The 13,656-nt window shown below is 39.3% G+C and carries 9 protein-coding genes, 1 riboswitch and 1 other annotated feature; of the genes, 5 read left to right on the top strand and 4 right to left on the bottom strand.

Going from position 1 to position 13,656, the window contains the following annotated elements:
* Positions 1-8 precede the first annotated feature (8 nt).
* The 4 genes from galU to L1999_RS24725 form a co-directional block, all read right to left on the bottom strand.
* Positions 9-890 carry a UTP--glucose-1-phosphate uridylyltransferase GalU gene (gene galU / locus L1999_RS24710; RefSeq protein ID WP_235740943.1) on the bottom strand — a complete coding sequence of 294 codons (882 nt, stop codon included), beginning with the start codon at positions 888-890 and terminating at the stop codon, positions 9-11.
* A gap of 362 nt (positions 891-1,252) precedes the next feature.
* On the bottom strand, positions 1,253-1,948 hold the full coding sequence (locus L1999_RS24715) for a CpsD/CapB family tyrosine-protein kinase (protein WP_235740944.1): 696 nt from the start codon (positions 1,946-1,948) through the stop codon (positions 1,253-1,255).
* Positions 1,932-2,678, bottom strand: coding sequence for a YveK family protein (locus L1999_RS24720; RefSeq protein ID WP_235740945.1), 747 nt, complete (start codon positions 2,676-2,678; stop codon positions 1,932-1,934). Before L1999_RS24720 ends, L1999_RS24715 begins: the two co-directional genes overlap by 17 nt.
* Before the next feature lie 256 nt (positions 2,679-2,934).
* Entirely contained in the window at positions 2,935-3,249 is a 315-nt protein-coding gene (locus tag L1999_RS24725) for a helix-turn-helix domain-containing protein (RefSeq protein ID WP_235740946.1), read from the bottom strand.
* Between the two features lie 384 nt (positions 3,250-3,633).
* Between L1999_RS24725 and L1999_RS24730 the strand changes: the two genes are divergently transcribed.
* The 5 genes from L1999_RS24730 to metH all read left to right on the top strand — a co-directional run bounded on the left by L1999_RS24730 (position 3,634) and on the right by metH (position 13,275).
* Positions 3,634-3,993: a helix-turn-helix domain-containing protein gene (locus L1999_RS24730; protein WP_235740947.1), complete on the top strand. Its 360-nt coding sequence runs from the start codon at positions 3,634-3,636 to the stop codon at positions 3,991-3,993.
* A gap of 913 nt (positions 3,994-4,906) precedes the next feature.
* Positions 4,907-5,323 (bottom strand) — a sequence feature (23S ribosomal RNA rRNA prediction is too short).
* A 115-nt stretch (positions 5,324-5,438) separates the two neighbouring features.
* A riboswitch (SAM riboswitch) is annotated at positions 5,439-5,552 on the top strand.
* 134 nt (positions 5,553-5,686) lie between these two features.
* Entirely contained in the window at positions 5,687-6,799 is a 1,113-nt protein-coding gene (locus L1999_RS24735; protein ID WP_235740948.1) for a methionine biosynthesis PLP-dependent protein, read from the top strand.
* Complete coding sequence (gene metC / locus L1999_RS24740; RefSeq protein ID WP_235740949.1) at positions 6,799-7,986, top strand: cystathionine beta-lyase; 1,188 nt, start codon at positions 6,799-6,801, stop codon at positions 7,984-7,986. The genes L1999_RS24735 and metC overlap by 1 nt, the downstream gene beginning before the upstream one ends.
* A 2-nt stretch (positions 7,987-7,988) precedes the next feature.
* A complete protein-coding gene (locus L1999_RS24745) occupies positions 7,989-9,848 on the top strand; it encodes a bifunctional homocysteine S-methyltransferase/methylenetetrahydrofolate reductase (RefSeq protein WP_235740950.1) in 1,860 nt (619 codons plus the stop codon).
* Positions 9,826-13,275 carry a methionine synthase gene (gene metH, locus L1999_RS24750; protein ID WP_235740951.1) on the top strand — a complete coding sequence of 1,150 codons (3,450 nt, stop codon included), beginning with the start codon at positions 9,826-9,828 and terminating at the stop codon, positions 13,273-13,275. The genes L1999_RS24745 and metH overlap by 23 nt, the downstream gene beginning before the upstream one ends.
* Positions 13,276-13,656 lie beyond the last annotated feature (381 nt).

Genomic DNA, 13,656 nt, shown 5'->3' on the forward strand with positions numbered 1-13,656 from the left:
TCCTCCTACTAGTTGGATACTTTTTCAATTTCAAGATATTTTTCTAAAGCCTGTAAAAAATCTTCTCTCAACTCTTCATTTTTTAATGCAAAATCAATGGTTGTAAGAATAAAACCAAGCTTCTCTCCAACGTCATATCTTGTTCCTTCAAAATCATAGGCATAGACTTCTTGTAATTGATTTAATTGTTGTATTGCATCAGTAAGTTGGACTTCTCCCCCAGCACCAATCGATTGGTTGTCTAAGAATGAAAATATCTCAGGAGTTAATACATATCTCCCTATGATTGCTAAATTTGACGGTGGATTTTCTTTGGGTTTTTCAACAAAATTGTTTACTTTATAAAGTCTTCCTTCTTGGCCAAGGGGATCAATGATTCCATAGCGGCTCGTTTGATTTGCTGGAACAGTTTGTACTCCTATAACAGATGATCCTGTTTGTTCGAATTGTTCAATCAACTGCTTTAATCCGGGCTTTTGAGCCACAACAATGTCATCTCCAAGGAGAACGGCAAATGGCTCATCACCAATGAACTTGCGTGCGCACCATACAGCATGCCCTAATCCCTTCGGCTCTTTTTGACGAATATAATGGATATCAGCAAGCTTTGAGGAATGCTGGACTTTTTCTAACAAATCATATTTTTCTTTTTCCACTAAAGTTTGTTCTAGTTCAAATGAATGATCAAAATGATCTTCAATTGCTCTTTTCCCTTTTCCAGTAACGATTATGATGTCCTCTATGCCGGATTCAATTGCTTCCTCTACGATATATTGAATAGTAGGCTTGTCAACAATTGGAAGCATTTCCTTTGGCATCGCTTTTGTTGCAGGTAGAAATCTCGTCCCTAGCCCTGCTGCAGGAATAATTGCTTTTCTAACTTTTTTCAAATAAATCTCTCCTTGTTTTTTTAAAAATAAGAAAAAAAATTAAGAGTAAGAAATCATAAATTAATAGGGCATCAAACCCCTCCTCACATTACACTCTTGACGACTAGCGTCTAAGGCATCTTCCAACCCACAGCATAATCGAGTGCCTCCATTGATAGTGGTACAGGAGACATCACCAAAATTTTCGTAATAAAACAACCAGACGTTCTTTATAAAGAACTTTAATGTAAAAAAAAATACAATTAAAGTAACACATATAAATTAATAGATTTTCTTCTATAACACGCTTTTAAAGTAGGGTTTTTTCTTATTTTCAATAAATAACATACAGAAAATTTGAATTTTATCAGAATGTTAGCTAGTTATTGGCTTCCGTTGTAATAGTACTGGTCACCTTTTTGCTTTTTATTATTTAAAACAATACCTAAAAGCTTTGCATTTGCAGAATTTAGTGACTCTAATGCTTTCGTGCCAGTGTCCTTTTTCGTTTTGCCACTGTTTACAACTAATACAACACCATCACCTAAATTAGAAAGTATTTGCGTATCGGCAACAGCATTAACAGGCGGCGAATCAAATAAAACCAGATCATACTCTATTAGGGCTAGCTCCATAAGCTCCTTCATTGCATCTGAACTTAGTAATTCCGCTGGATTTGGAGGAATAGGTCCACTTGGCAAGATATCTAATTTTTCAATATCCGTTTTTCGTATAGCTTCTTGTAATAAAGTTTGTTGTATAAGAACGTTAGTTAATCCGATCGTATTTTCTGTTTTAAAGGTATAATGCATCATTGGTTTGCGGAGGTCCGCATCAACAATGAGAATCTTTTTTCCTTGTTGGGCCATTACAACACCTAAGTTTGCCGTTGTCGTTGTCTTTCCTTCACCAAATCCTGCGGAAGTAATAATTATCGTTCGATAGGCTCTGTCAATGGATGAAAATTGGATATTCGTACGAATCGTACGATATTGCTCTGAAATAATTGATTTCGGATTAATGAAAGAGATCAAGCTTTTTTCTCTTTTTATATTTACTTTCTTATTTCGTTTGTGCATCAATTGATTCACCTCTGACTGCTAGATTAACATGCTTTCTCTTTTTCATGTGTTTGCCTTTTATCTCAAACACATCCCCTAAAACTGGAAGACCAAAGTACTGTTCGACATCACGTTCTGTTTTAATTGAATCATCTATCTTTTCTAGTAAAAAACAAAGTCCTATACTTACTATTAGTCCAAATATAAAACCAACGACTACAATTAATTTCGAACTCGGATTTGTTGGTGATTGATTTACTTCTGCCAATGATAAAACATTTACATTATTAACATTCATTAATTTTGGAATTTCTTCATTAAATGTCTCGACAATAGTGTTTGCAATTTTTGCTGCAGTTTCGGGATCTTTATCTTGTACTGTTAAAGTAAATACTTGTGATTTCTCACCACTGCTTATATTTATTTGACCAACTAACATCTTACCAGGGCGAGCTAATTCCAATTTGCTACTTACTATATCGAGTATCATTGGACTCTTGATAATATCACTATAGGTTTCTATTAATTCTAGGTTGGATTGAATTTGGTTATAATCAATTCCTTGTCCATTTTCTTTTGATTGATTTACAAGAATTTGTGTAGAAGATTGATATATTGGAGTTATAAAATAAAAACTATAAATACCACTTGCAATTGTTGCGAGCAGTGTGACTATCACTATCATCCACAACCGTCTCTTAATAGCATTAATTAAATCTTTCACCGTAATAAAATCCAATTCTTCCATAGTTTCCTCCAAATATTTCGGCTATTTATCGTTAATATTTTGACTAATCCAACAAATAAATCTTTTTCATATCTATATTATTAATGATAAACAACCATGGTATCCAATAACCTATTTAATATAATTTTAAGATTATTAAATTGGTCAAATATAACAATTTACGTTATATCCTATTCTACGTTCGTTATATAGAACCTGTCAACCTAAAAAGTGAATAATTACCAGACAAAGTCAAATGAATTAGAAAAGTACACTTTTAAGATTTAAGTGTTTCAACAAATTCTCTTATTTCTTGTAATGTAATATTTTTTTGTTTCATTTCTTCAGATAACTTAACCCAATCTCCATATTCTTTTAAAGTCTTTTCATTCTTTCTAAAAAAATAGGATATTTCAATATTAAAATAATTTGAAAGTGTTTCTAAGAATCCAATTGTCGGCTTACGAATTCCTCGTTCAATTTTAGAAAGATTACTATAGTTAAAATCGATTACATCCCCTAATTCCTTTAAAGTCATCCCGTGGTGAATTCGTAAATCCTTTATACGATCTCCTACATGCTGACGTTCCATTTTGTTAATACCACCTCTATTTCTAATAAATAGTATTTATAGTGTTCTTTAAAAAGAACCTCTTTTTTTAAAATATAACATACATTTTCTTATTTGAACAATAATAAAATGGAAAATTTTAAATTCAACTTAAGGCGTTCAAAAAAAAAAAAACGTAAAAATATCATCTAAATTCCTTTACTCCACCATCTCTTTTATAAAGCCACTTGTAATATAAAAACTTGTTCATTATAATGAATAAGTGAAAATCTCATTTTTTTGTTTTTTTTCTAACTTTCTTTTTTTAGAAAATACTTACATTTTTTTATACAAATTGTTCGTTATAACGTATATTTTTGTACAAAAAACGATATTTTCGTAAATAATATAATAAAGGAGATTAAAATGATTGGAGATCGTATTAAAAAATTAAGAGAACGAAAGGGGTATTCCATAACAGAATTAGCAGAACTTGCAGGAGTATCAAAATCATACTTAAGTTATATGGAACGAAATCTTCAAAATAACCCTTCACTCCAGTTTTTATCTAAAATTGCTGCATCATTGGACACCACTATTCCTTTTTTATTAGGGACTGATGGTTTTAAATCACACCCTTGTATTGATCATCAACTTGATGAAGAATGGAGGACCTTAATTCAAAAGGCAATTAATGAAGGAATGAGTAAAGAGGATTTTAAAAATTATCGAGATTATCTACTTTTTACAAAATGGCAAAATCATAAAAAGAATTTTCGTGAATAGGGATTTCAACAACTTTTATGAAAGCAGATCCTACTATTCATTTGGATGGTGACTAGAAGCATTAAATAGCGCGTGCAAAAACTTGGGTCTTTTCTAGAAGACATACTTGAATTCCAACAAAAATAGTACGAATGAATAACATAAATAGCTGTAAGAGTACTATTCTTATAACCTTTTAAAGTGGGATGTAAAATTATAATCAACCCGGTTGAGACTAAATTCAGGCAATGATTCAACTACCATAAGCACTGAGAGGCTTAACTTTTGTGTTCGTTTTGTAAACAGGTCTCAGAGTAGTTCCTTGCTAACATCACTAATTTGTAGTTTTTGCTGGCCTTACAACTAGGTCAATATTAGCTTCCATGAAGCGGATATGTTTTAGGAGCAGGTATTCAATATGCCATAATTTTTGAAATTAAGTTAAGTAAAATAGATCCTTGGAGGTTCCATTTCCTCAAAAACCATATATTGTAGAAGAAGTAATATACGAGATCTCATTGTTCATTTGACTTATCTAGCTTTGGCTCCTAACTTCTCGACCGCTCAATCCCATCCCTTAATATCCAAAAACCAGGATTTGCAATGCCAGCTCTCAAACGTCCGTCGAAGTTGACCAATCGCCATGGCTTTCTTTTTGGTTAAGTCCGCCAACAATTAATATTAGTCAGCTCCATATGTCCATGCTTCCATCTATGACCTTTCAACCATCTTTTTTCAGGGTTCTTACTAGATTGACAAAGAGAAAAAGTTATCTGCAGGAGTCCTTCATTTTTAGATGCTTTCTGCACATATCCTGTCGCACATACACCCAGTGATGCCTTTGGTCAAACAACTGGTATACTACTTGTTCGTCCATCCCAGTCATGGCATACTAAGGATTTTTCTCTAATTTCTTATATCCTCTACGGATTGGGACCCAAAACAGCCCCAGAATACAATAAACCACATTGAAGTGCAAACCTTCTCGTCGATGTGGATCTTGGGGAAATTAGCATGTTATACCAGGGTAGCTTTTATCCGTTGAACGCTGTCCCTTCCATGCAGACCTCTTTGGATCACTAAACCCGACTTTCATCCTAGCTAAATAGGGACTTTAGACTTTGCATATGTTTTCCAACCATCCTGAGGGCACCTTTAAGCACCTCTGTTACTCTATAGGAGATTACAGCCTAGTCATCTGCCCACATGACTCTGTCTCCCACCCTAATCATTGATTAGGCTTAGAAATTTCATTATATCAGGTTAGTATCCCTCCCAAGCTGGAGATACGACTCCTACTTAGTAACTTGGTAGAACGTAATAAAATAAGTTAATATTTTAATGGAAGTTTTAACAATTTCTTGTGAGAAACCTAAGAAAAACTGGAAGGAATATGAAGAAGTTAAAAATAAATTGACATACCGCAAAATTTGTAGTAAATTTTATAAATAATCTAAATAATTGATTTCTTATCAAGAGAGGTTGAGGGAAGGGCCCTGCGACACCTCAGCAACCTTCAATGTCTATTCTCATTGAAAAGGTGCTAAGTCCTGCAAATTTACTAATTTGCAAGATAAGAAGAATGACAAATGCGTGGTGCATCCAAAAGTCTTCTTCTTATAAGAAGACTTTTTTTATTTATCTAAAAGCTTTATTACTCAATCGCGTTAATGCGAAACATTATAAACTTTATTCACTACAAGGAGTGTCCGACATGTACAAAATCGATACAAAACTTGCCCAAATCGGCAACCGCAGCGAAACAACAACTGGAACCGTCAACCCGCCTGTATACTTCTCTACAGCCTTCCGCCATGAAGGAATCGGGCAATCAACCGGGTTTGACTATACCCGCACAGGAAACCCGACCCGTCAGCTCCTTGAAAAAACAATTGCGGATTTAGAAGGTGCGGATCAAGGATTTGCCTGCAGCTCTGGTATGGCTGCTATCCAACTGATTCTTGCCTTATTTGAATCTGGTGACGAATGGATCGTCAGCGATGATTTATATGGCGGAACTTACCGCCTATTAGAAAAAGGCTATAAAAAATGGGGCTTAAAGACTCAATACGTAAATACCTGTTGTCCGAACGAAGTGGAGAAAAAAATCACTCCGCAAACAAAGGCGATTTTTCTAGAAACACCAACCAATCCACTAATGCAGGAATCGGATATTGCGGCGATTTCAAAGATTGCTAAGCAGCACGGATTATTGTTAATCGTAGATAATACGTTCTATACACCGCTTTTACAACAGCCGATTAGCCTTGGTGCGGATATTGTCATCCACAGCGGAACAAAATACCTTGGAGGTCATAATGATGTCTTGGCTGGCCTTGTTGTAGCGAAAGGCAAAGAACTTTGTGAAGGATTAGCCTTCCATCATAACGGAGCCGGAGCGGTGTTAAGTCCATTTGATTCTTGGTTATTAATGCGCGGCATGAAAACATTGTCACTACGGATGGACCGGCATGAAAAGAATGCGAAGGCCATTGTTGAATTCCTTTCAAACAGTGATGCGGTAACAGATGTTCTCTACCCAGGACGCGGTGGAATGGTTTCTTTTAGAATCAAGGACGAAGCATGGGTAAATCCATTTTTACAGAATTTAAATTTAATTAGTTTTGCCGAAAGCTTAGGCGGAACGGAAAGCTTCATTACGTACCCAGCAACGCAAACACATATGGATATCCCTGAAGAGATTCGCATTCAAGCCGGCGTTTGCAATCGTTTATTACGTTTCTCTGTTGGAATTGAAGATTCACAAGATATTATTGAAGACTTACAGAACGCTTTTGCTAGAGTTCAAGAAGGAGTGACCGCATAATGGCGCACGAAGAATATAGTTTTGAAACCAGACTGCTCCACAATAAGCATAAAATTGATCCAGTAACAGGGGCAGTTAGTGTACCGATCCAGCATGCATCAACCTTCCATCAAGCTGATTTTGATTCATTTGGGAAGTATGATTATGGCCGCAGTTTGAATCCAACTCGTGAAGCACTTGAGGATGTAATCGCAGAACTTGAGGGCGGAGTGAAAGGATTTGCGTTTGCATCTGGAATGGCGGCTATTTCAACTGCCTTCCTTCTTCTATCATCTGGCGACCATATTGTCATAACCGAGGATGTGTACGGCGGTACCTTCCGGATGGTCACTCAAGTTCTGACAAGACTTGGGATTGAACATACGTTTGTCGATATGACCAATTTGGCGGAAGTAAAAGAAGCGATTCAGCCGAATACAAAAGCCTTTTATGTCGAAACACCTTCCAATCCATTAATGAAAGTAACGGATATTAGAGCGGTTAGTAGGATTGCACAAGAAATCGGAGCGTTAACATTTGTTGATAACACATTCCTGACGCCTTCCCATCAAAAACCGTTAGCACTTGGGGCAGATGTTGTCCTTCATAGTGCAACGAAATTTTTGGCCGGACATAGTGATGTGGTAGCTGGTCTTGCCGTTGTTAAAGACGAAGAGTTGGCTAAACGATTAGGATTTCTGCAAAATAGCTTTGGGGCTATCTTGGGTGTTCAAGATGCCTGGCTTGTTTTACGAGGAATCAAAACGCTAAGTGTCCGACTTGAGCAATCACAAAAATCAGCGATAAAAATTGCAGAATTTTTAGATGCGCATCCACTTGTGGAAAAAGTTCACTATCCAGGGCTTGCAAGCCACCCGCAATATCAAATTCAAAAAGAGCAAGCAGATGGTCCCGGAGCTGTTTTATCGTTTGAATTAGCGACTGAAGATGCGCTTCGCACTTTTGTAGCAAATGTTAACATACCTGTATTTGCGGTCAGTTTAGGTGCGGTAGAATCCATTCTCTCTTATCCAGCGAAAATGTCTCATGCTGCTATGTCTCGTGAGGAGCGCCATCAGCGTGGAATTACCGATGGACTCGTCCGCCTATCGGTGGGACTTGAAAATCCTGATGATTTAATAAAAGATTTTTCACAAGCACTTGAGCAAGTTCGTACTAAACATTTGGTCCTACATCAAGGGGAATGATTATGAACCTTTTAGAAAAATTACAAAAACAAATCCTAATTGCGGATGGTGCGATGGGCACGCTGCTTTATTCATTCGGCGTGGATACGTGTTCGGAAGAGTTAAATTTATCTCAACCGGAGCAAATCCAAAATATTCACCGAGCCTATATTGATGCCGGGGCAGATGTGATTCAAACCCATACCTATGCAGCCAATTATTTAAAGCTGCAGCGATATGGCTTGGAAGACTCCGTAAAGGAGATTAACAGCGCTGCCGTCCGGAATGCTAAAAAAGCCGCCCAATCAAATGCTTTTGTCGTCGGGACTATCGGCGGCAACCGTGGAATTAAAACAAGTTCGATGACCATAGAAGAATTAAAGCGGAGCTTCCGGGAGCAATTATATTGTTTGCTCCTTGAAGGTGTGGATGGACTATTACTCGAAACCTTTTACGACCTAGAAGAACTTGAAACCGTCCTAACGATTGCCAGGAAGGAAACAAAGCTGCCCATTATCGCTCAAGTTTCCCTTCAGGATCCTGGTTTCTTACAGGACCGGACACCTGTTAATGATGCGTTAAAAAGACTGGAAGGCCTTGGCGCCGATGTTGTCGGTCTTAATTGCCGCTTAGGTCCGCATCATATGTTATTGGCTTTAGAACAGGTGGAAATCCCGAAGCATGCCTTTCTCTCTGCGTATCCAAACGCCAGCCTTCCTACCTATACGGACGGAAAGTTTCATTATGAAGGCGATGCCGATTATTTTAAAAAATCAGCGCAAAGCTTTCGCAGTGAAGGAGTGCGGTTACTCGGGGGCTGCTGTGGTACAACGCCTGACCATATTCGCGCCTATGCATCTGAATTAAAGAATAGTATCCCTGTGACTGAAAAAGTTGTAAAATTGAAACAACGGCCGATTATTGTCGAATCAACTCCTAAAAGGGAATTCACTCCCCTGCAGGAAATCGTGAAAGAACGGCCTTCAGTGATTGTTGAATTAGATCCTCCTCGAAAGCTGGATACGACTAAGTTTTTCGAAGGGGCTAAGGCGCTAAAAAAGGCGGGAATCGATTCGATCACACTTGCGGATAATTCACTGGCAACCGTTCGGATTTCTAATGAATCCTTAGGCTATCTTTTAAAAAGTGAATACGCTATGCGCCCGCTGATTCATCTTGCCTGCCGTGACCGCAATATAATCGGGCTGCAATCGCACCTAATGGGACTTCACACCCTTGGAATGAATGATATCTTAGCGATTACGGGAGACCCTGCTAGAGTCGGAGATTTCCCTGGTGCCTCTTCCGTTTATGATGTGTCGTCGTTTGAACTGATTCAAATGATCAAACAGATGAACGAAGGCTTGTCCTTCTCTGGTAAAGATTTAGGACAAAAAACAGCTTTTAGTGTAGCGGCAGCCTTTAATCCAAATGTCCGCTCGGTTGAGAAAGCCGTGAAGCGTTTGGAGAAAAAGATTGAATACGGTGCCGATTACTTCATTTCTCAGCCTGTATTCTCAGAGGAAAAATTGATTGAAGTCTATGAAAATACGAAACATCTTGATACACCGATTTATATTGGCTTAATGCCGTTAACCAGCAGTAAAAACGCAGAGTTTCTTCATAATGAAGTGCCTGGGATCAAAATTGCCGACTCGATTCGTGACCGGATGGCTCTCTTGAATGATAACCCGCTTCAGGCCGCTAGAGAAGGAATTGCGATTACGAAGTCCTTGATTGATACAGCATTAGATTTATTTAATGGAATTTATTTAATTACACCATTCTTAAGGTTTGAATTAACAGCAGAACTTGCTGCTTATACAAACCAGCGGGCAAGTGAGATTAGGGGGGGCAGCTATGCCGAAAACACCATTTTCTGAACAACTTAAAAAGCGCATCTTAGTCATGGACGGTGCAATGGGTACAATGCTGCAGCAAGCCGATCTTACAGCAGAAGATTTTGGCGGCGAGCAGTATGAAGGCTGTAACGAACACCTCGTTCTAACAGCTCCTTCCGTCATTTCTCGTATTCATCGGGAGTACTTAGAAGCCGGTGCAGACATTATTGAAACGAATACGTTTGGGGCCACGAGCCTTGTTTTAGATGAATATGATCTTGGATTTAAAGCTTATGAGATTAATAAAATTGCAGCGATGCTTGCTGTCAGAGAAGCGATGAGCGTATCGACCGATCAATGGCCGCGTTATGTAGCTGGTTCCATGGGTCCGACAACCAAAACGTTAAGTGTTACGGGCGGAACCACTTTTGATGCTCTCTCTGCTACTTATGAAGAGCAGGCGATTGGGTTAATCGACGGCGGCGTTGATTTACTTTTACTAGAAACAAGCCAGGACTTATTGAATGTGAAAGCAGGTTTTGTCGGAATTCAAAGTGCTTTTTCAAAAACGGGTAAAACCCTGCCGCTGTTTATTTCTGGAACCATCGAACCGATGGGGACAACCTTGGCCGGGCAAACGATTGAGTCGTTCTTTATTTCTGTAGAACATATGAACCCGATCGCCGTCGGTCTTAACTGTGCGACCGGTCCTGAATTCATGCAGGATCATATTCGTTCACTTGCAGGTTTGGCAACAACCGCTGTCAGCTGTTATCCAAATGCCGGCTTGCCTGATGAAGACGGCCACTATCACGAAACACCAGAAATATTGGCGAAAAAATTGTCCGATTTTGCGGCGCATGGCTGGTTGAATATTGTCGGCGGCTGCTGTGGCACAACGCCTGAACATATCAAGGTGATTGCTGAAGCGATGAAACAATACCAGCCACGTCCTTTCCAATCAACAAGCACTCACATGGTTTCTGGTATTGAACCATTTATTTACGATGATCCTACTTTACGACCAATCATGGTTGGAGAACGTACAAACGTTATCGGTTCTCGTAAGTTCAAGCGATTAATTACAGAAGGCAAATTTGAAGAAGCGTCTGAAATTGCCCGCGCCCAAGTAAAAGGCGGCGCCCATGTTATTGATATCTGCCTTGCCGATCCCGATCGTGAAGAAATGGTCGATATGGAGAATTTTATTAAAGAAGTGGTTAAGAAGGTTAAGGTTCCGCTTGTGATCGATTCCACGGATGAAAAGGTCATCGAAAGAGCTCTTAAGTACTCTCAAGGTAAAGCGATTATCAATTCGATTAACCTTGAGGATGGCGAAGAGCGCTTTGAAGCGATTGTACCATTAATTCACCGATATGGTGCGGCTGTCGTTGTCGGAACCATTGATGAAGAAGGAATGGGAGTCTCAGCTGAACGGAAACTGGCGATTGCCAAACGTTCCCATGACCTGTTAGTTAATAAATATGGCCTTAAGTCACAAGATCTCATTTTTGACCCGCTTGTGTTCCCAGTTGGTACAGGGGATGAACAATATATTGGCTCAGCTAAAGCAACGGTTGATGGAATTAGGATGATAAAAGAAGCCTTGCCAAAAGTTCAGACCATTCTTGGAATTAGTAACGTTTCCTTCGGGCTTCCTCCTGTGGGACGCGAGGTGCTGAATTCGGTCTTCCTCTACCATTGTACACAGGCTGGCTTGGATTATGCGATCGTGAATACAGAAAAGCTGGAGCGGTTTGCTTCCATCTCAAAGGATGAAGTGCAATTAGCAGAGGCTTTGTTATTTGATACAACGGATCAAACATTAGCTACCTTTACCGAGTTTTACCGTGGGAAAAAGAAGGAAGCAAAAACAACCATTCCAAATATGACTTTGGAAGAGCGCTTAGCCTACTATGTGATTGAAGGAACAAAAGAAGGTTTGCTTCCTGATTTAGAATTAGCCCTTGCCTCCTACCCTGCTCCATTAGATATTATTAACGGTCCATTAATGGACGGCATGAAAGAAGTCGGCCGCCTCTTTAATGATAACCAGTTAATTGTCGCGGAGGTTTTGCAAAGTGCGGAGGTCATGAAAGCCTCTGTTTCCTTCTTAGAGCCTCATATGGAAAAAGGCGATGTGTCTGCTTCTAAGGGAAAAGTTATTTTAGCAACGGTTAAAGGTGATGTTCACGATATCGGTAAAAACCTTGTAGATATTATCCTAAGTAATAACGGCTATAACGTTGTTGACTTAGGGATTAAGGTTACTCCAACGGATTTGGTGCAAGCGATTCGTGAAGAGAAGCCGGATATGGTCGGATTGTCAGGTTTATTGGTGAAATCAGCGCAGCAAATGGTGTTAACGGCCCAAGACATGAAGGAAGCAGGGATTTCTGTTCCGATTCTTGTTGGCGGTGCTGCCCTTTCTCGTAAGTTCACCGATACAAGGATTGCCAAAGAATATGATGGATTGGTTCTTTATGCAAAGGATGCTATGAACGGTCTATCCCTTGCCAATCAATTACAGTCACCGGAAGAGTATCAAAAGCTGCTTGATGATAAAGAAGAAAAGCTGGCAGCATTGGAGATTCCACGGGAATTACCAACACGTGCGGCTAGTGCTGTTGCAGTAAAAGTAAAGCCTGCGGTGTCAACAGAAGTACCTGTCTTTACACCAATGGACACGAAGAGACATATTTTAAGATCTTATTCTCTTTCTCATATTGAGCCGTATATCAATATGCAAATGTTAATCGGGCATCATCTTGGTTTGAAAGGAAAACTTTCGAAGCTGCTTGCAGAAAAGGATGAAAAAGCCTTAAAAATTAAGGGAACGGTAGATCAATTGTTAGCAGACGCCAGTGCAAATAACTGGATTACACCTGCGGCAGCCTATCAATTTTTCCCAGCGCAATCGGATGGTAATAAGGTATATATCTATGATCCAGAAGATCAAAAGACCATTATTGAGACCTTTGATTTTCCTCGTCAGGAATCCGCCCCATTCCTTTGTTTAGCTGACTTTTTAAAGTCGGTTGACAGTGGTGTGATGGATTATGTTGGCTTCTTTACGGTGACAGCTGGAAGAGGGATTCGCCAAAAAGCAGATGAGTTTAAGGCAGAGGGACGTTTCCTTGAAAGCCATGCACTTCAATCATTGGCGCTTGAGTCTGCTGAAGGCTTTGCCGAGTTGATTCACCGCCAGATACGCGATCGCTGGGGATTCCCGGATCCGCTTGATTTCACAATGCAGGATCGTTTTACGGCCAAATATCAAGGGCAGCGCTTCTCGTTTGGTTACCCGGCATGTCCGGAGTTAGAGGATCAGAAGAAGCTGTTTAAGTTGATTCACCCTGAAGAGATCGGGATTGAGTTAACAGAGGGCTGTATGATGGAGCCGGAAGCATCGGTATCAGCGATTGTGTTTGCGCATCCTGAGGCTCGGTATTTTAATGTGAATAGATAATGAAGAGTCCGCGGTGCTTCCGCGGATTCTTTGTTTTGGATGGGATTTGAGGATTTTGCGTGTGCGATTCTACGAAGTTTTGGTTTTTTCGTGGAATTTTGATTGGATTCCGCGCTTTTTTGCGTTATTTCCGTGGGAAACCGGAATATTTCCGTGCATTTTCTAATTAATTACGTGCACTTTCTAATTATTTCCGTGCACTTTTTATTTAATTCCGTGCACTTTCTAATTAATTCCGTGCACTTTCTATTTAATTCCGTGCATTTTCTAATTAATTCCGTACAAATTTCAATTATTTCCGTGAACCCCATTCTCCCACAAATCCTGCCCAATTTTTCAATCCCGCCTTGACAATTTCTACAATCCCCATTATAGTTACCT

Source organism: Neobacillus drentensis, assembly GCF_021560175.1.
Lineage (GTDB): Bacteria > Bacillota > Bacilli > Bacillales > Cytobacillaceae > Neobacillus > Neobacillus drentensis_A.

Excerpts from the sequence above, each read along its gene's own strand:
- metH (WP_235740951.1), top strand. The coding sequence starts at position 9,826 with ATGCCGAAAACACCATTTTCTGAACAACTTAAAAAGCGCATCTTAGTC.
- metC (WP_235740949.1), top strand. The coding sequence starts at position 6,799 with ATGGCGCACGAAGAATATAGTTTTGAAACCAGACTGCTCCACAATAAG.
- L1999_RS24735 (WP_235740948.1), top strand. The coding sequence starts at position 5,687 with ATGTACAAAATCGATACAAAACTTGCCCAAATCGGCAACCGCAGCGAA.
- L1999_RS24720 (WP_235740945.1), bottom strand. The coding sequence starts at position 2,678 with ATGGAAGAATTGGATTTTATTACGGTGAAAGATTTAATTAATGCTATT.
- L1999_RS24715 (WP_235740944.1), bottom strand. The coding sequence starts at position 1,948 with ATGCACAAACGAAATAAGAAAGTAAATATAAAAAGAGAAAAAAGCTTG.
- L1999_RS24730 (WP_235740947.1), top strand. The coding sequence starts at position 3,634 with ATGATTGGAGATCGTATTAAAAAATTAAGAGAACGAAAGGGGTATTCC.
- L1999_RS24745 (WP_235740950.1), top strand. The coding sequence starts at position 7,989 with ATGAACCTTTTAGAAAAATTACAAAAACAAATCCTAATTGCGGATGGT.
- L1999_RS24725 (WP_235740946.1), bottom strand. The coding sequence starts at position 3,249 with ATGGAACGTCAGCATGTAGGAGATCGTATAAAGGATTTACGAATTCAC.